This window comes from Cytobacillus oceanisediminis, assembly GCF_022811925.1.
Taxonomy (GTDB): Bacteria; Bacillota; Bacilli; order Bacillales; family Cytobacillaceae; genus Cytobacillus; species Cytobacillus oceanisediminis_D.
Map to the genome: position 1 here is coordinate 840,706 of NZ_CP065511.1, position 18,114 is coordinate 858,819.

The following is an 18,114-nucleotide window of genomic DNA, read 5'->3' on the forward strand; positions in this document are numbered from 1 at the left end:
ACGCTAATTATATAGTTTTAAATAAAATAAAAAACGCACCCATCCCAGCAAAAGGGACGAGTGCGGTCGTGGTGCCACCCTAATTCCATAAAACATTCCCAAAGACTGCTTTATGCTCAAAAAGATAACGGATTCCCCGATTATAGATACTCTGAGTACATCATTTCACTATAATAGCTCCAAGGCGGTAAACCAATCCCGTTTCTTCAGGGCTTGCAGCCAAATGGCCCTGATCTCTGGAAAGAAAATAAAGATAGATTCGTGTCCTTTTCATAGCTCATATTGGATATTTTTACTGATTTTAATACACTTTTTGGAAAAGGTCAAGAGGGTTAATAAAACTTTTTAGACACTAATGAAACAACCCGGATTCCTTCGATTTCTTCATCAGCGCTTTCGTTTTTCTGCTTAATGGCTCTTTCAGGAAGGTTCCAATTAATAGTGCAATGAAACCGAATAGCATCAGGATCAGGAGGTCTCTGTACACTCTCTCCCATACAATGCCTCCAACAGCTTCTCTCATTAAATCAATGGCATAAGAGAAGGGCAGGAAGGGGTGGATGGTTTGGAAAAATTCCGGAAGCAAGGCGGTCGGATAGGTTCCGCCAGCACCCGCAATCTGAAGCACCAGCAAGACAATCGCCATGGCTTTACCTACATCGCCAAATACAGATACTAATGTATAAACAATTAATATAAACACTAAGCTGCTTACCAATCCAAACAGGATAAACCATACTGGTGCTGCCATATCCACTCCCAGAATGAAGATATCCCCTATTGTCACTACAAGGGTCTGTGCAAATCCAATGCTTAGGAAGGTGAGTAGCTTGCCGAAATAGATTTGTTTTCCTGTAAAGTCTTCGGGGTGATGAACATCTGTGGCCAACAGGGAAATTAGCAGAAGGGCACCAACCCAGATCGCAAGTACGGTATAAAAGGGAGTCATGCCTGTTCCGTAGTTTTGGATTGGGAAAAGGCTGTTTTTGTTGAGCAGAACAGGTTCCTCGAAAAATCCCTTCTCTGCTTCCGGATCATTTTGCAGCAGTTCAATTATCTCATTGATGTCTGTTTCGCCCTGGATGTCTCGAATCCGGTCGGCTAGTTGATTAATCTTTTCACTGACGTACGGAAACTCTCCGATGATATGTTTAAGTGTTTCCTCCCCTTCACCTAAGTTGCCCTCTGTATTAGCAAGAATCTTTTCAACCTCAGGCATGGAAGATTGTATTTCAGTCAGGATATTCCGGGCATTACTCAATGTTTCCTTGGCGCTGGACACTTCCTGTTTGATGGCTGGCCGGATGTTTTCATTATATTCTTTAACGAATGCGTCAATCTTGCCTGCAGTTGCAGCGGAATTTTCCTGAAGCCGGGTGATTAAATCATCCGCTTCCTGCTGCTTGTCTGAAAGAAAGGCATTGACCTTCTGTCCGTTTTCCTGGATAGACTGCAGTTCCTGTTTTAATGCAGCTAATTGTTCCAGAGCCTGATTGATTTGTTCCTGATTCTGGCTTGTGCCTTGTTCATTACTAGACTCCTGCAGCTGCTTTAGTGCAGTTTCGATTGCCTCGATATTCTGAAGCGAACCCGCTATCTGCTCATTGATTCTATTGCCAATTTCCTTTCCCTGTTCCAAGTTCAAATCAGAGGATTGAACCGCAGAGATAAAATCGTTCACCTTCACCGCCATATTCTGGACCTTCTCCAGATTCTCCTGAACCTGAGGCTCCATTGCATTCAGGCGATTCTCAGCCTCGTTTATAAATTTCATAGTTTCATTAATGGTCTGCAGACCGCTGCCTGTTGCGCGTTTGGCATCGGGAACGAGTGCTTGTGCCTTATCAATCATTTTTTTTGCATTCTCAGCATCTGACAAGGAGCTGCTTAATAAGGAATGGATTTCAGGAAGCTTTTCCTCCATTTGAAAAACATACTCTTCGAACCGCTTTATATCCGGGAGGTCTTTTTCAATCTCCAGACCCAATTCATTAAACTTCTCAAAAATAGTGCCGTTCACTGTAGAGATGAAATTGCTTGTAACCGCATCGACAATCCCGCCTGCACCTTTTTCGGTGATTTTAGGCGCAATGGCATTGATTTTTTCATTCACATAATACTCGATTTTCGCTTTTTCGGGCTGATCTTCAATGACAGTTCCCAGCTTGTGAGAGAAATTTTCCGGAATCACGATGACGGCAAAATAGTCGCCGTATTCCACCTTTTTCATCGCGTCTTTACGGTTATCAAAGTGCCAGTCCATATCATCGTTCTTCTTCAATTCCTTGACGATGTCATCTCCAATATGTATGTCCTTATCACGAACCACTGCTCCGGCATCTTCATTCACGATTCCTACTGGAAGCTGATTCGTTTGACTATAGGGATCCCAAGAAGCCTCGATGTTAAACCAGGCATATAAAGAAGGCAATAACGTCAAACCTCCGATTAATACTGCCGCAACCCAATTCGTAAAAATACTTGTAATATCCTTTTTGTAAATTTTCCACATGCTGTTCAGTCCAATCTGCTCGTCTTCCTATAGATTTTGTGAATAATCCGTTAAATATATTCAGGATCTCAGTGAACAACAATTCTATACCTTTTAAAAAAATGAGTAAAGTCAGAAGGCAGAGGGCAATTATATTCGGGGCTAAAGGAGCAGGCTCATTCGGACAAGAGGAGAAAAAACCCGACATTCATCAATAAATGACCAGCTTCTCTGCTTAAGAACTCATTACTTTTATAAAATCTTCAATAAATCCCTGATAATTAAAATCTAGAAAAATATTTTTATTCTTTTCAGAAGGCTTGGAACTGACTCTGAAATCAGCAATGGACGTACCTCTTCCATCATCCGCTGTTAGTATTTTCACATCTCTTCTAATAGAACGTCCCATTTCCGGGTTGGCCATGAGGAAGAGTGTTACAACATCATGTAATGGAGCACCGTTAATTCCAGGAATGAGTTTTTTATAGGCTTCTATATAATATTCCATCACTTCATCCATAATTTGAATTACTGGATTGTCAGTCATTTCCTGTATTATGTTGATATGTTCCATCGTGACGATAGCCCTGTTTGTGACATTAAGCGGGATAATATAGATATTATCCATATTGGTTACCACTACCTGTGAAGCGACAGGGTCACCATAAAAATTTGCTTCAGCTGAGGGGGTTACATTTCCAGGAACCAGAAAAGCACCACCCATTATATAAAAATCTTTAATGTCGTCTGATATATTTTCCCCTAATATAAAAAGTGCAGCTAAAGAGGTATTTCTCCCTACGTCTACTATAGTTACATCCTGGTTCTCCCTTATAATGTTGTAGAGCTCCGAGAAATTGGTTAGTTCCCCTTTTGCATCCTCTGGAGGCCGTATAGGGCCCAAGCCCTCTTTTCCATGAATTTCAGGATAAAACTTGGGAATCTCCCCTGATGAAGGGCTATTAGCTCCTCCGATAATAGGAATATCCGGTCTGCCGGCCAGTTTGAGTAAATAGGCGATGTTATCTGTTGCTTGTTCTTTTGTAACGTTCCCATAACTCGATACGATAGCTAGTACATTTATGCTTGGATTAAGAAGGGCATATATGATGGCAATGGAATCATCAATCCCAGGGTCAGCAAACAAAATGATGTTTTTCATATTCTATTCCCCCAATACTAAATATCCATTTCTATAACATATCAAAAAGGGGAGCGGGTTATGCCATTAAGGTGATTAACCTTATGGTGAAAAAGCTGCCAGGGCAGGTCTGATAATATTAGCAGAGGCATTCAACATGTTATTGACAAACATTTCAAAAAAATATATGATAAAAATCCTGCCAATTTTACATTGGCCTAAGGGGACTGTGAAAAGTTCATTCTTCTTTGAAAAGGATGGGTAACTATGAATAAAGAGCAATTGATGGAAAGTGCACGCAGTATGAAGGAAAGAGCCTATGCTCCCTATTCCAAATTTCCGGTTGGAGCAGCATTATTGCTAAAAGACGGCACTGTCATTAATGGAGTGAATGTGGAAAATGTTTCGTTAGGTGCAACGAATTGTGCCGAGAGAACAGCTATTTTCACTGCAATTGCGAACGGTTACAAAAAAGGTGATTTTCAAGCTATTGCTGTAGCAGGCGATACGGCAGATTTTCTTCCGCCATGCAGCATCTGCAGACAAGTGTTAGCCGAGTTCTGTATGCAGGATATGCCAGTTTACTTAACGAATGAGAAAAAAGAAATCTTAGAATTGACATTAAAGGATTTATTGCCGTATGCATTTACGGATTTAGAGATGTAATATAAATGGAGGGCAGGCTTTGAGAGATATTCATCAAAGCTTGCCCTCTTATTTTATCGTGAACTAAAAGTGGTTAGTCTTCACCTGCAATAACCACTCTGTTTCTTCCCTCTTGTTTTGCCTTATATAACGCTTGGTCAGTTCTGTTCATTAATTCCGAAAGGCTGCTGGCTGCAGTGGGAAAGCTGCAAATTCCCATTGAATGGACAATTTGGGGTTTAGCATTTGGTGCAGGTGTGGGGGCGATATTGGGAATCATAGCATACAATCAGCAGTGGCTGGGGTGAGTGAAGGGGTTTAAGAACAGGGTTCCCACATCTAAAAGTGTGGGAACCATTTTATTTATCTATCCATATCTATAGCAAAGGTTTCCTTAAGGCCCTTCATTCCTTGAGGGGTTATTTTGATGGCCCGGGTTTTGGGGATGCGCTGTATCCAATTTTGTTCAAGAAGTTTTTCCAGGATGGCATTCCCCAGTGCGCCTGCAAGGTGATGGCGTCTTTCGCTCCAGTCCAGACATTTATGGGAAAAAGAGCGGCGCTTCTTTTTCAATGAGGTCAGGTCTATTTGCATGGAGTGGAAAAATGTTTTTCCATCTTCCGTAACCCTAAATGTGTCATCTTCTTCCGTAATAAATCCTTTTCTTTTTAGCGATTCAGTTAGCTGCACACCTAAATTTCCAGCGAGATGATCATAGCACGTCCTGGCCAAACGGATCGCTTTATCTTCAGAGGCATGGTGAAAAGACTTGATTTCTACAGGAGGTGCTATGGAGAGAAAAGATTCCATCACCTGGGCAACTTCTTGATTCAAGATGCCATAATATCGGTGCCTGCCCTGTTTTTCTGCCGTCACCACTTGAGCATCCAGCATTTTTTTGAGATGGAAGCTGGCTGTTTGCGGTTTAATCCGTGCCATATGGGCGAGCTCATTCACAGTGTGATACCGGCCATCCAATAAGACGGTCAGTATGGCTGCCCGACTTGGTTCACTGACCAGAGAAGCGACTTTTGCAACGTTAGAATTCACATTCATATCATATTCCTCCATGTAATCCATATTTCGATGATAATTGAAATAATTAGCCCTTACAATGATATTTGAAAAAATATTCAGGAGGAAAATGTAATGAAAAAGGAAGAAAACCAAATACAGACTAAGTCCATTCAGCCTAAAATCTTATACTATGGAACACCAGTGATCTTATTAACAACACTTAATGAAGATGAAACATCCAACATCAGCCCATTATCCTCGTCATGGGCATTAGGGGAATGTATTGTCCTTGGAATCGGAGCTGGGGGGAAGGCATTGGAAAACCTTCGCAGTCATCCCGAGTGTGTTGTAAACGTTCCTCATCCTGGTCTTTGGGAGAATGTAGAAGCTTTAGCCCCGCTGACAGGCAAGAACCCAGTACCGGAATACAAACGGGTTAATTCATTCCGCTTTGAAAGGGATAAATTCTCTGCAGCCTCGCTTACAAAGCAGGAAGCAGAAATCGTAAAGCCCCTTAGAATCCTGGAATGTCCCCTTCAAATTGAGAGCAGGGTGGAACACATCAGAGTTCCGGAGCATGACCCCCACTTTGCTATCGTAGAAGTAAAAGCATTAAAGGTCCATGCCCATACATCCATCATTATGGATGATCATCATGTGAACCCCCATGAATGGAGTCCACTCATTTATAATTTCAGACACTATTACGGACTGGGCGGACACCTTGGGAAGACCTTTCGGGCATAGTTCTATGAAAATAATCACTTTGCTAAGCTGTTTAGAAATATTTCATACATATTTTAGAAAGTTTTAAGATTTATGTGATATAGTTCTTTTAATTTCTTAATCTGGATAAAAGGTTTATAAAATTATCTTGAATGCTAAGAATAAGGTATGATCTGATGAAAATTTTTATAACAGAGTGAGTGAAACAGATGTCCATTAAAATGAGGTTTCTGCTGTCTTATATTGGAGTGATTCTTTTTTCGATCACTTTATTATTGGCAGCAGGTTTTTTAATTATTTTTGCCATAACAGGTGATGTAAGATCTATAGAGCATCTTTATAAAAAATCCTATATACAAAAACCTTTAACCACAGTTGAAGAAAGTGTGTTTCTCGATTTAAAGCTTTTTGCTAAGAATAATCCGAAACAGCTCCTTAATGAAAAGGAGCTCAAAAAGATTGAGCAGGAGGATATCGAGATAGTTGTTAGAAAGGGTACCGAAGTCGAGTACGCTTCCCCTGATCTTAACAAGCAGGCATTGGTTAAATCTCTTCCGGGGTTTGAAGAAACAAACATTAACACGCGAGATACCATTAAACTCAACGACTATTTATTTACGTATGTGAAGTTTGATTTTTATTTTCCGGATAAGAGGGAAGGAAGTGTTTTCGTATTAAGAAAGGCCAGTTCCTCTGCTGAACTCATTCGAGAATTGTTCCCTATTTTATCCGGACTTTTACTGTTTCTGTTTATTATGATTATTGGTATATTGAATTATTTAGTTTCACGAAGCATTATTAAACCTATCTCATTTCTTAAAGAAGGTGCCGAAAGAATTAAATCAGGAGATTTAAATTTTGAAATCAAGGCGATTTCAAATGATGAAATCGGACAGTTAAACAGGGCGTTTGAGGAAATGAGAATAAAGCTAAAAGAATCGATAAGCCTCCAGCTTCGGTATGAAGAAAATCGAAAAGAGCTTCTGACCAATATTTCTCATGATTTGAAGACACCTATCACTTCGATTATTGGATATGTAGAGGGGATTAAAGATGGTGTAGCCAATACCCCTCAGAAGATGGAAAAGTATTTGTCGACTGTGTACTTAAAAGCAAATGACATGGATTCATTAATTGATGAGCTGTTCTTATTTTCCAAGCTGGATTTAAAAAAAGAACCATTCCATTTTGAGACTGTCGAACTGGATAAATATATGAAAGACTATGCAGAAGAACTTTATTTGGATTTACTTCAGCAAGGAATCCATATGGAGCTTCATCTTTTGAATAAACCAATCTGCGTGAAAGTGGATAGAGAGAAATTGAAACGAGTATTGGCCAACTTAATAAGCAATTGTGTTAAATATATGAACAAAGACAGGAAGAAGATTTCTATTTCTCTTCATGAACGATTAGGCGATGTAATTGTTAAAGTAGAAGATAATGGGCAAGGGGTAGAACCTTCTGCCTTGCCAAATATTTTTGAACGTTTTTACCGTGCAGAACAATCAAGAAGTTCCGAGACAGGCGGAAGCGGCTTAGGACTTGCGATCGCGAAACAAATAATTTTGGAGCATAGAGGGGAAATCTGGGCTTCAAGCGAGATAGGTAAAGGTACAAGTATATTCTTTTCCCTAAAGAAAGGTGAAAAAATATGAAAAAAATATTGCTTATTGAAGATGACGTTAGTATTGCAGAATTGCAAAGAGATTATTTAGAAATAAATAAGTTTCGTGTCGATATTCAACATTCTGGTGATGAAGGACTCCAACAGGCTCTTCAAGAGCACTATGATTTAATTATTTTAGACATCATGCTTCCAGGAGTAAATGGGTTTGAAATATGTAAACAGATACGCGCAGTTAAAAACATTCCTATCTTGTTTGTGTCAGCTAAAAAGGAGGATATCGATAAAATTCGGGGTCTCGGTTTAGGGGCGGACGATTATATTACCAAGCCTTTTAGTCCGAGTGAGCTGGTAGCCAGGGTGAAAGCACATCTTGAGCGATATGAGCGTTTAGCTGGAAAGCAAACTCAAACAAATACCATTTTCGTTCATGGAATATCAATTGATAAGTCAGCGCGCAAAGTTTATATTGACGGGGAAGAAACTCCGTTTACAACAAAGGAATTTGATTTATTAGTATTTCTTGTCATGCATCCAAATCAAGTATTGAGCAAAGAACAGCTTTATGAAAAGATTTGGGGGCTGGAATCAGCTGCAGATGTTTCAACGGTCACCGTTCATATCAGGAAAATACGAGGGAAAATTGAAGGAGACCCTGCACAGCCGAAATTTCTGGAAACCGTTTGGGGAGCCGGTTATCGATTCAATGTTTAAATAATGTTATGTGTTTAATTAGTTCCGTCACAAAGGTGGCGGTTATTTTTTTATAAATATGAAGAAATTTTAAGGTTAAGTTTATCTTTCTTTAAGAATTTATTTAGAGGGAGTTTACATTTTGGTACTAACATAATAGAGGCAGTAACTAATCAGAGTCATTTTATTTAAAGAAGATAGGCAGGTGAAGCAGATGCAGGGGTGGCTAACAATAGTGATTGGAGGCGTGATCCTCCTTCAAGGCTGTGTCTCGGATAATAATGCAGATACAAAAACACAGGAAAAGGAGGTAAGGGAAGATATGGATATGAGTGAATCATTGCTTCAAGCTGCAGAGCGCAGAGAAACAGAAACAATAAAGAGATTGATTGAGGAAGGTGCTGATATAAATAAAAAGGACTCAGACGGACGAACTGCTGCTATGATTGCAGCTTACAATAATGATGTCGAAACCTCTAAAGTCCTGATTAAAGCGGGGGCTGACGTCAACATTCAGGATAACATGAAAAACAACCCTTTCTTATATGCCGGTGCAGAAGGATATGTTGAGATTCTAAAGCTTACGATCGAAGCAGGTGCGGATCCGGCGATAATGAACCGTTATGGTGGAACTGCATTGATTCCTGCTTCCGAACATGGCCATATAGATGCCATCAAGGAACTTCTGACCAAGACAGATATTGATGTAAATCATGTAAATGATCTCGGCTGGACAGCTTTATTGGAAGCAATTATTTTGAATGATGGAAATGTAATACAGCAGCAAACTGTGCAATTGCTAATCGATGGCGGGGCGGATGTGAATATTCCGGATGGAAATAATGTAACTCCTCTGCAGCATGCACGTGAGAAAGGATTTAAAGAGATTGAACGTATTTTGTTAACAGCAGGAGCAAAATAGGCTTGTAATTATTAAGATCCACCAAAAATGAGAATGAGGTGTCGATAAAAATGAACAAAGCAAAGGCAATAACATCTATACTTATTGGATTTACATTAGTAGCAACGGGGTGCAGCGCTGGTGCAAACGCCCAGGAAAATCATAGTAAGCAGAAGCAAGAACAAGCGGTTAAAGAGACTAAAAAGGATCAATTAACCAAAGGACAGGAAATGGCTAACATTCTTAGCAGCACAAATTGGCAAGGTACAAGAGTGTATGACAAAAATAAGAACGACTTAACAAAAGAGAATGCAAACTTCATTGGTCTTGCGAAATATGATGTGAAATCAGGAAGATATGAATTTTTTGATGCGGAGACAGGCGAAAGCCGCGGCGATAAGGGAACTTTCTTTATTACCAATGATGGGAAGAGAAGAATATTAATTTCAGAATCAATGAATTATCAAGCTGTTGTCGAAATGACAAAACTAAATAAAGATATTTTTACTTATAAAAGAATGGGAAAGGATGCTAAAGGCAACGACGTAGAGGTATTTGTTGAACATATTCCATATAAAGAAAATGAGCTTTCTTTTACTGATCCGGGCAAGCAGCTGGACGCTGTTACGGGAGATATTATTAAAGACATAGATGGAGATAAAATTTTAGGCAGCACCCTCTGGAACGGAACAAAGGTATTAGATGAAGACGGCAATGATGTAACAAAGTATAATACGATGTTTATAAGTCTGGCAAAATTTGATGACAAGACTAATAAATATGAATTTTTCAATCTTGAAACAGGCAAAAGCCGCGGTGATTTTGGCTACTTCGATATTGTGAACGAAAATAAAATAAGAGCCCATGTTTCAATTGGAGCTAATAAGTATGGTGCAGCGCTTGAACTTACCGAACTTAATAAGAATAAATTTACTTATAAAAGAACGGGTAAAGACAAAGATGGTAAAGATATAACGGTGTTTGTTGAACATGAACCTTATAAGGGTGATTTTAACCCGAAATTTACTAAATAATAAACATCAAAAAGAGCAGCATCTATTCAAAAAGGAATGGATTTTTCCGTTCCTTTTTTGTGTGTTCCTTTAACTTACACTTTTCTTTTTTTTCTATTCTTATGCTTTGCCAAAAGAGGGGCTGAGTCTAAACGGGCGAAGCAGGATATGCTAAGGCCCTGTTATTTAACCAAGACCGGCACACCAAGTTCATCAAATGCATGCTTAAAGTCAAATGCAAAAGGATCAGGTCCATGCTGAATATAAAATTCGTATCTTTTGAAAGCTTCCTTCCAGGAAACATCCGATAACATGTCCGTCCACCATACCACATAATTAGGCTGTCTCTCTGGTAGAGGCCCAAACCACTTATTTCTGTCCTGCAATGCCTGCCTATGCAGGCCGGAATAGGTAAACTGATATAAAGATTGAAGGTTTTTCCATACTGTTAAGGTGAGAATGGGGGTACCCTCTCCTTTGATTATTTCTTTAGGGAACCTTGCTCTATTTGGTGAGAATTCTTTTATGAGCTGCCCTGTTTTAGCAGCCTCCCGCATGACTTCATTTCCCGCTTCAAAAAACTCCCGGGAGGCAGGATGTGCTTCTGAATGCTTCAGTCGTCCAACCGTCAAAATGGCTACAAATGCCAAAGTCAATTCCTCCATTTAACTTTTTTACCTACATATATTCTGGAAGAACTGGACTAATACCTGGATGGACGGGATATTATTTAATGGCTGCTGCCAGATATAAAAACAGTTTACAACGCAAGGTTAAGCATTGGCATTCTTATAGGGGAGGGTTACTTTACTTCCCTTAAGCCCTTCCCTTCAAGAATATCTTGAATACCTTCTTCACAAACGCCATATGAACGCCAGGAACAAGTTTCGCAAACAGTTTGTATATCTGAGGGAAGAGCATACTTTTGGATGTTTTTCTCAATGTCCTTCCAATACAGGATTTGCCCGATTTTAAGTCCTAGTTTTTCTAAAATAAGGGCATCTCTTGCGTAAATATCGTTGTGTTCACAGTGGTATTCACCTGAGTTGGGATACTTTTCACACAGTTGATCTGGCCCTTTTACAAGCTGTATCCATGTCCTGGGGTTGTCTCTTAAGGCTTGATGCAAACGTGTCATATTTTCCACGTACTCCTGGGAATAGCCCATTCCCCGATATCCCAGAAGGCAAAAAAGATGATGGCCGCGCAGCTTATACATAAAATCACCCCAATTTAACTTGTTCGTTTATGTTTAAATGTTAACTTAAAAAATATATAGTTAACATACTTGTTTATCATAACATTTAAAATGGATCAGCTGAGGTTTTTCTGGCTAATCTGGTTTACAGCCTTTCGGGGGAGGCTGTTAAAAATGGAAAATAAAATTTTGTAAATATTGAATTGCCTGTGACATGTTGATATATTAACTTATATATAGGCAATCAATGATGTGATCAAGTAAATAAGGATTGTGAAACAGAAAATATAGCCTGGGCTGAAAGCTATATCACCCCTCCTTATTGAACCCTGCCACGGAGATGTTAGTAAAGCTAACCGGGTCGTTTCGTTACAAACGTTTGGAGGACTTTATATTTTAATTAAAGTCGAACTAAGGTGGTACCACGTCTATTAGCGTAAAGACGTCCTTTTGATGGACTCTTTATGCTTTTTTTTATTTATTAAACAAATTTCATTTTCCAAGGAGGAAAAGAAGATGTCTCAACAAAAACCAAACAATTTTTCAAAATGGTATCTTGATACGATTCAAAAAGCCGATTTATTTGATTACACCCCAGTTCGCGGCTGTATTGCCTTTAAGCCGGATGGCTATGAAATATGGGAACATATTCAGGAAGAGATGGATAAGCGTTTTAAAGAAACCGGTCATCGCAATGCATATTTCCCGATGTTGATTCCAGAATCCTTCTTTCAGAAGGAAAAGGATCATATTGAAGGATTCTCGCCAGAGCTTCCATGGATAACTGAAGCGGCAGGAGAGAAATTGGAGGAACGTCTGGCACTGCGCCCAACTTCTGAAACCATGATCGGACATTTGTATTCAGATTGGATTAAGAGTTATCGGGATCTGCCTGTATTAATCAATCAATGGGCAAATGTATTCCGCTGGGAGAAGAAAACTCTTCCATTTATCCGCACTTCTGAATTTTTATGGCAGGAAGGCCATACGGCTCATGTGGATGAGGAAGATGCGCGTAAGGAAACCATGCAAATGCTGGCCATTTATAAAGAAGTTGTAGAAGGATTACTGGCGATTCCGGTTTATGATGGCCAAAAAACACCGTCAGAACGCTTTGCCGGCGCGGTTGATACTTTTTCCATTGAAGCGATGATGAAAGATGGAAAAGCTGTGCAGGCAGGTACTTCCCATTACTTAGGTACAAAATTTGCGGAAGCTTTCGATATCAAATATTTGAATAAAGAAAATAAACACACCTTTGTCCATACAACATCCTGGGGTACGTCTACACGGTTAATTGGCTCCGTCATCATGGTTCATGGAGATGAGCAAGGCCTTGTGCTGCCTCCAAAAATAGCACCGACTCAAGTTGTGCTGATTCCAGTCGGGCCATGGAAAAAGAACCCGGCCATTATGGAGAAGCTGGATGAAATCTTTGCCGCTTTAAAAGCAGAAGGAATTCGCGTCCGTCTTGATGATTCCGATCAATCACCAGGCTATAAATTTAATGAGTGGGAGCTAAAAGGCGTACCTGTGCGAATTGAACTTGGTCCACGTGATTTAGACCAAAATCATGGCTTGATGAAAGCACGTGATCTAGACGAGAAAGTTTCCGTACCATTAGAATCCATTGTAGACAGCATAAAAAAAGAGCTTGAAACCATGCAGACTCGTCTATTTGAAAAAGCAAAAGCATTCCGCTCGGAGAATTCGCACACTCATATCGATACAATGGAACAGTTAGAACAGCACATAGCAGAATCCGAATTAAATGACACCATTCCTGGCTGGATTTTAGCTGGCTGGTGCGGAGAAGACGCATGTGAAGAAAGTGTAAAAGAAAAAACAAAATTCACAACAAGGAACATTCCGTTCAACCCGCCGGCAACTAAGCACACATGCATCCATTGTGGTAAAGAAGCGAAGCATACGGTTTGGTTTGCGCGAGCGTATTAAACTGAGAATGTGAAATATAACGTGATCTTTCAGGGTCAATTATTTTTAGGTCCGCCTCACTCAGGCGGCCTTTTTTTTATGGACGTCCAGGTTTCACAGTAAAGCATTAAAAAAGGAACTTTAACATATTTTATTAAACTGATTAGTATGTTAAAATCTAAAATGTCTAAAAATTTAGATAACGTTTTTGGACAATGTTTTAATTTAGGAGGCAGATATTATGACAAACAAATATATTGGCGTGAAAATACTAAGAGGAACAGGTCTAAAATAATTTTAAAGGTATTGAAAGGGGAAAATCATTTGAATCAAACCTTATTAATTATTGATGCCCAACAAGAGTTAATTGATGGGAATCTGGAAGAAAGTAAAGTTTTTAATAAAGAGCAGCTTATTGGGAATATCAATTTAGTGATTGAAAAAGCAAAGCAATCCAGTGTTCCAGTTGTCTTTGTTAGGGATTTAGATGTTGCCGAAGGGAAAGGCAAAGGATTTCAGGTTCACGAAGAAATTAATGTGCCTGCGGAGACAAAGTTCTTTGATAAAGCTGCAACGAATTCTTTTCATGGAACAGGACTGCTGGATCACCTAAAATCTCAAAAGGTCAAGCATGTTGTTATAATGGGGTGCAAAACCCAGCACTGTATAGACAGTGCAGTTAGAACTGCAACTATTAGTGGATTGGATGTCACATTAGTAGGTGATGGACATTCAACAACGGACAGCGATGCTTTAAGTGCAGAACAAATTATCAAGCATCATAATAAAACCCTTCATGGCCACTACAATGTGGAACACTTTTCAGTTGTCAGAAATGCAGTGGAAGACTTGTTTCATCCGATACATGATTCTTATAGGTAATTTGAAATTATAGTATAGCATTAGATTCCCAATTTCTTACTAAGAAATTGGGATATTTAATTTGCGAAAGAAACACATTAATGATAGTAGAAGGATGAAAGAATTTCCCGAATTTCAAGAATGCCATCCTCGTTTTTTTTCCTCATTTTTTGCTTTGAGAATCCATTTAATGAACTGTTCCCGATCGTATAAGCGGATATGATTTGCTTTAGCAAATTCAATTGCTTGATGGGCGAAGCGCTCGTTTGTGATGACCCAGCATTCAGCATCATCATAAATATCCATTTGTCTTAACGTTTTTTGGATTAGGCGTATTCCGACTTCTCTTTTATGGCTTTTGACTTTTACAATCACTTGATTGCCAGTTGGAGAGGTCAGTAAAAAACTTATATCCGGATTTTTATCAATCGGTTTAGTAACTGTATAACCTAGTTTGGATAATAGCGAGATGGTGAAGTCCTCTAATTGTTCATCTGAAAGTTTGCGGATTACCCAGATTTCGGAATCCACTTGCCTTTTCTGATCCCGGCGGAACCAAAACAATCCGTAAACAAGATAAAAAATTACCCCTCCCAGAAAAGTCAGAAATGTATTTTCCAAATGGTTCGTGTTTATAAATACAATTATCGGCACCAGGATGATCACAATCCAAAGTATTAGATGTTGACGGTCGTTCAAGCTAAAATACATCCCTTCATTTAAAAATCTTCTAATCTTGTTATATCACAAATCATTTGAGCGGCAACACAGCAGGCTGTAAGAAATAGGATAATCTAATAGTTTTGGAAAAGCAGAAGTATTTAGGGATTATCTGCGGTCCCATCCTGCTGAAGCAGCAAGGTACACTAGTTTCAAGGAAGAATTAGCAAAAAGGTTTGATAACACAAGCGAGTATAGCAAAGCGAAAAAAACATTTGTGAAGGAAATGGAGCAGAAGGCACTTGCTTGGTTTGCGGAAGGAGGAAAATTAAATGTAGAGGAATAGCAATATGCTCTCATTTCTTCACAAATATGGCATTAGGCTAAAAGGATTTTTAATGACAGCCAATGTGCTTAACAAAATTTTGGTATGCTTTTGCAGTAATCATAGAAATCAAATAAATGCTTATGAATGAAGCAACAGATACGAAGAGTATATATATTGCTGTATAAGGTTTAGGACTATCCATATTGAAAAAGGCAAATATAGTTATTAACAATGAAAGTCCTATTGCTTTTGCGGTGTGTTTATTTTGGGTGCTCATAAAATCCTCCTTTCGATTAATCTCAATAACTGCCTGTTAGTTAAATATCATATATTTATATATTAACATATAATTCCATAAATTCCTTTTGAAGGATTTATCTTCAAAATACCGAATAAAATTAGGAAAGTCTTATATTTAGGAGATTACTATGGGTTATGTAATGGATTTAAGAAAAATAGTTGGAAGCCGTCCTCTTGTTATTACTGGAGCGAGTGTTATCCTTTTGGATAAGAATAATAGGCTGTTATTACAATTAAGGAAGGATAATAACTGCTGGGGATTGGCGGGAGGTTCTCTGGAGCCCGGAGAAACATTGGAAGAGGTGGCTAAGAGAGAGCTGCTTGAAGAAACTGGGTTAACAGCAAATGATCTGCGGTTGTTTAATATTTATTCAGGAGATGAATTTTACTATAAATATCCTCACGGTGATGAAGTATATAATGTCATTACCGCCTATATCTGCACCGACTATGATGGAGATCTTACAATCGATTACGAAGAGGTTAATGGTTTACGCTTTTTTCATGTTCATGAAATTCCCTCGAATATAAGTCCTCCAGATCGTAAAGTGATTAAGGATTATATTAATTCCATATAGAAAGGAGTTCCCAGGCGGAGCTCTTTTTTCTTCGCTGAAAAACATGGAATTTTGGGATAATTTTCTATCTGAAACATGGTAAGATTAGTTTGGAAGGAGTGAGCGCAGAAATAATTATTTTTTTAATGTTTGATGATACTGAAGGATTTGTTCAAAAAATGAAAAGTATAAATTTCGTTAATATAAAAAGGAAGTTTGAAAATGGAAAAAAACAAGAAGTTTTTGGCGGTACTGCTAACAGTAGCATTATCAGGTGTACTGGCTGCTTGTGCAGACTCATTTGAAGAATCGAGCAGCCAGCCAGTTAGTAACAGCTCCGCTCAAGATAAAGATGGCGGCTCAATGGATAAGGATTCTGCAGATTCAGAGGAAAATGAAGCAGAAAACTCTTCTGGCAGCAGTGATACCACACAGCTCAGTGAACAAGAAGATACAGACAATTCATCCGCAGTCTCAAATGATGGAGAGTCAGCTGAGTCCAGCAATGATCAAAGTGAAAATCTTGAAAGTAATAAGGATGAATATCTCAAGAAACTAAACAAAATGGAAGAAGCGGACAGATACGCAGAAGCCAAGACAACCACGGCAGAATTGGTGGAACAAGAGGCAGAAAGATATAGAACTTGGGATGAGGAATTAAACAAAATTTATGGTCTGTTAGAAGAGCAGCTTGATAAAGTACAGATGGACCAACTAAGAGAAGAACAGCGGAACTGGATCCAACAAAGAGATGAAACTGCGAAAAAGTCTTCTCTAAAATACAAAGGCGGATCGATGGAGCCATTGGAATATGTAGCTGCACAAGCAAGTCTTACAAGAGAGAGGTGTTATTTGTTAGTTGCAAAGTATATGAAGTAAGTTAACACTGACGAGTATGTTGATTCTTCAAATTCCTCAACCCCTCTGTACTACATAAATGGGTGAAAGAGCTGTAGATCCAATAGGGAATGGCAGCTCTTTTTTCTTCTTCGACAGACGGGGCAGTGTAATGGAGTGAAATTTTATTGATTACTAGATTTAATTCAGAGAAGGGGTTATAAGGTTGGAATGTAAAGAGATCACTAAATATTACTTGATTAATGCTTTTACAAAAGAAGAGTTTAAGGGCAATCCCGCATCTGTTGTTTTACTGACAGCAGACAAATCTGAAGGATGGATGAAGTCATTTGCAAAAGAAATTAAACAGCCAATTACAGCTTTTATTTCGTTAACAAATGATAATGCATACCAGCTTAGATGGTTTACCCCCACTCAAGAAATAGATTTATGCGGACATGGAACATTGGGGGCTGCCCATATTTTGTGGAGTGAGGGTATTGTAAGGGAGACAGCAATCAATTTTCATACTAAATCAGGCATTCTTAAAACTGAATTGTCAGGGCATCAGATTATGATGAGATTGAAGATAAAAGAATCCTGTCCAATCAAGGTAAGTGATAAACTTCAACAGGTTTTTAATTTCCCTATCAAAGCTGCTGCCTGGGCAGAGGATCGGTATATTATTGAATTTGAGAATGAAAATATAATTCATAATGTCGAAGCAGATTATGAATTAATAAAGGAGCTAAATGGCCCAGGAATCATAATTACCAGCCGGGGATTGGGGAAGTATGATTTTGTTTCAAGATACTTCGCTCCCAAGATTGGAATTAAAGAGGACTTTGTTACTGGTTCAGCACACTGTGCATTAGCCTCTTATTGGAGTAAGCTTCTTAACAAAGCAGATTTTACCGCTTATCAGGATTCAGAGCGTGGGGGTGAAATAAAATTAAGAGTGGTGGAGGGCACTGTTGAACTGATAGGGGAATGCGTAACTCTTTTAAGGGGACAGATATGTATTGGCAGCGAAAATAATATAGTTACTTAATAGATAATTCCTCATTGTTGAACCATCATTGTTAAGGTGTTGTTAACATAAACTTGATCAATTGTGGATCAAGTTTTTTCAGAGGGAGTCGAAGTTGGCTTGTTACATAGGTTTGATAATTTTTCACTGTATA

18 protein-coding genes, 1 pseudogene and 3 other annotated features (1 of these 22 only partly in view) are annotated in these 18,114 nt (G+C 38.8%); of the genes and pseudogenes, 12 read left to right on the top strand and 7 right to left on the bottom strand.

All coding sequences use genetic code 11. The features are described from left to right. Positions 1 to 10, bottom strand: a binding site (T-box leader); it reaches 224 nt to the left of the window's first position. Positions 11 to 49: 39 nt separating this feature from the next. Next, positions 50 to 283, bottom strand: a binding site (T-box leader). A 69-nt stretch (positions 284 to 352) separates the two neighbouring features. Then, positions 353 to 2,512 (bottom strand): YhgE/Pip domain-containing protein, encoded by a 2,160-nt coding sequence (locus IRB79_RS04395; RefSeq protein ID WP_243506925.1) that lies wholly within the window; start codon positions 2,510 to 2,512, stop codon positions 353 to 355. A gap of 214 nt (positions 2,513 to 2,726) precedes the next feature. Further along, a complete protein-coding gene (locus IRB79_RS04400; RefSeq protein WP_243506926.1) occupies positions 2,727 to 3,653 on the bottom strand; it encodes a nucleoside hydrolase in 927 nt (308 codons plus the stop codon). Between the two features lie 246 nt (positions 3,654 to 3,899). On the opposite strand from IRB79_RS04400, the gene IRB79_RS04405 reads away from it, so the two are divergent. Then, positions 3,900 to 4,298: a cytidine deaminase gene (locus IRB79_RS04405; protein WP_243506927.1), complete on the top strand. Its 399-nt coding sequence runs from the start codon at positions 3,900 to 3,902 to the stop codon at positions 4,296 to 4,298. A 73-nt stretch (positions 4,299 to 4,371) separates the two neighbouring features. Here the strand turns inward: IRB79_RS04405 and IRB79_RS28205 are convergent, their stop codons facing one another. Next, a complete protein-coding gene (locus tag IRB79_RS28205) occupies positions 4,372 to 4,557 on the bottom strand; it encodes a GGDEF domain-containing protein (RefSeq protein ID WP_431833406.1) in 186 nt (61 codons plus the stop codon). A gap of 83 nt (positions 4,558 to 4,640) precedes the next feature. Then, entirely contained in the window at positions 4,641 to 5,333 is a 693-nt protein-coding gene (locus IRB79_RS04410; protein ID WP_243506928.1) for an ArsR/SmtB family transcription factor, read from the bottom strand. 93 nt (positions 5,334 to 5,426) lie between these two features. Between IRB79_RS04410 and IRB79_RS04415 the strand changes: the two genes are divergently transcribed. From IRB79_RS04415 to IRB79_RS04435, 5 genes are all read left to right on the top strand, one after another. After that, entirely contained in the window at positions 5,427 to 6,041 is a 615-nt protein-coding gene (locus IRB79_RS04415) for a flavin reductase family protein (RefSeq protein ID WP_243506929.1), read from the top strand. A 188-nt stretch (positions 6,042 to 6,229) separates the two neighbouring features. Next, the gene (locus IRB79_RS04420) at positions 6,230 to 7,678 is read left to right on the top strand and encodes a sensor histidine kinase (RefSeq protein WP_243506930.1); all 1,449 of its coding nucleotides are present in this window, start codon (positions 6,230 to 6,232) and stop codon (positions 7,676 to 7,678) included. Beyond that, complete coding sequence (locus IRB79_RS04425) at positions 7,675 to 8,361, top strand: response regulator transcription factor (RefSeq protein ID WP_243506931.1); 687 nt, start codon at positions 7,675 to 7,677, stop codon at positions 8,359 to 8,361. Before IRB79_RS04420 ends, IRB79_RS04425 begins: the two co-directional genes overlap by 4 nt. A gap of 193 nt (positions 8,362 to 8,554) precedes the next feature. Further along, positions 8,555 to 9,262 carry an ankyrin repeat domain-containing protein gene (locus tag IRB79_RS04430; RefSeq protein ID WP_431833422.1) on the top strand — a complete coding sequence of 236 codons (708 nt, stop codon included), beginning with the start codon at positions 8,555 to 8,557 and terminating at the stop codon, positions 9,260 to 9,262. A gap of 50 nt (positions 9,263 to 9,312) precedes the next feature. Then, on the top strand, positions 9,313 to 10,275 hold the full coding sequence (locus IRB79_RS04435; protein WP_243506932.1) for a DUF4822 domain-containing protein: 963 nt from the start codon (positions 9,313 to 9,315) through the stop codon (positions 10,273 to 10,275). Positions 10,276 to 10,436: 161 nt separating this feature from the next. Here the strand turns inward: IRB79_RS04435 and IRB79_RS04440 are convergent, their stop codons facing one another. Then, complete coding sequence (locus IRB79_RS04440) at positions 10,437 to 10,904, bottom strand: DUF3291 domain-containing protein (protein ID WP_243506934.1); 468 nt, start codon at positions 10,902 to 10,904, stop codon at positions 10,437 to 10,439. A gap of 152 nt (positions 10,905 to 11,056) precedes the next feature. Beyond that, positions 11,057 to 11,473, bottom strand: coding sequence for a DUF1284 domain-containing protein (locus IRB79_RS04445; protein ID WP_243506937.1), 417 nt, complete (start codon positions 11,471 to 11,473; stop codon positions 11,057 to 11,059). 217 nt (positions 11,474 to 11,690) lie between these two features. Continuing rightward, positions 11,691 to 11,905: a binding site (T-box leader), on the top strand. Positions 11,906 to 11,968: 63 nt separating this feature from the next. Between IRB79_RS04445 and proS the strand changes: the two genes are divergently transcribed. Both proS and IRB79_RS04455 read left to right on the top strand, forming a co-directional pair. After that, positions 11,969 to 13,408 (top strand): proline--tRNA ligase, encoded by a 1,440-nt coding sequence (gene proS / locus IRB79_RS04450; RefSeq protein ID WP_243506938.1) that lies wholly within the window; start codon positions 11,969 to 11,971, stop codon positions 13,406 to 13,408. A 303-nt stretch (positions 13,409 to 13,711) separates the two neighbouring features. After that, entirely contained in the window at positions 13,712 to 14,269 is a 558-nt protein-coding gene (locus IRB79_RS04455) for a cysteine hydrolase family protein (protein WP_243506940.1), read from the top strand. Positions 14,270 to 14,383: 114 nt separating this feature from the next. Here IRB79_RS04455 and IRB79_RS04460 read toward each other — a convergent pair whose 3' ends face one another. Next, positions 14,384 to 14,947, bottom strand: coding sequence for a restriction endonuclease (locus tag IRB79_RS04460; protein WP_243506942.1), 564 nt, complete (start codon positions 14,945 to 14,947; stop codon positions 14,384 to 14,386). Positions 14,948 to 15,065: 118 nt separating this feature from the next. Between IRB79_RS04460 and IRB79_RS04465 the strand changes: the two are divergent. The 4 genes and pseudogenes from IRB79_RS04465 to IRB79_RS04480 form a co-directional block, all read left to right on the top strand. Further along, positions 15,066 to 15,254 (top strand): annotated as a pseudogene (locus tag IRB79_RS04465) (GrpB family protein); the annotation flags it as partial. Between the two features lie 410 nt (positions 15,255 to 15,664). Next, positions 15,665 to 16,114, top strand: coding sequence for an NUDIX hydrolase (locus IRB79_RS04470; protein ID WP_243506943.1), 450 nt, complete (start codon positions 15,665 to 15,667; stop codon positions 16,112 to 16,114). Positions 16,115 to 16,315: 201 nt separating this feature from the next. Beyond that, entirely contained in the window at positions 16,316 to 16,972 is a 657-nt protein-coding gene (locus tag IRB79_RS04475) for a lysozyme inhibitor LprI family protein (RefSeq protein ID WP_243506945.1), read from the top strand. Between the two features lie 184 nt (positions 16,973 to 17,156). After that, positions 17,157 to 17,981 carry a PhzF family phenazine biosynthesis protein gene (locus tag IRB79_RS04480; RefSeq protein WP_243506947.1) on the top strand — a complete coding sequence of 275 codons (825 nt, stop codon included), beginning with the start codon at positions 17,157 to 17,159 and terminating at the stop codon, positions 17,979 to 17,981. The last annotated feature ends 133 nt before the right edge of the window (positions 17,982 to 18,114 follow it).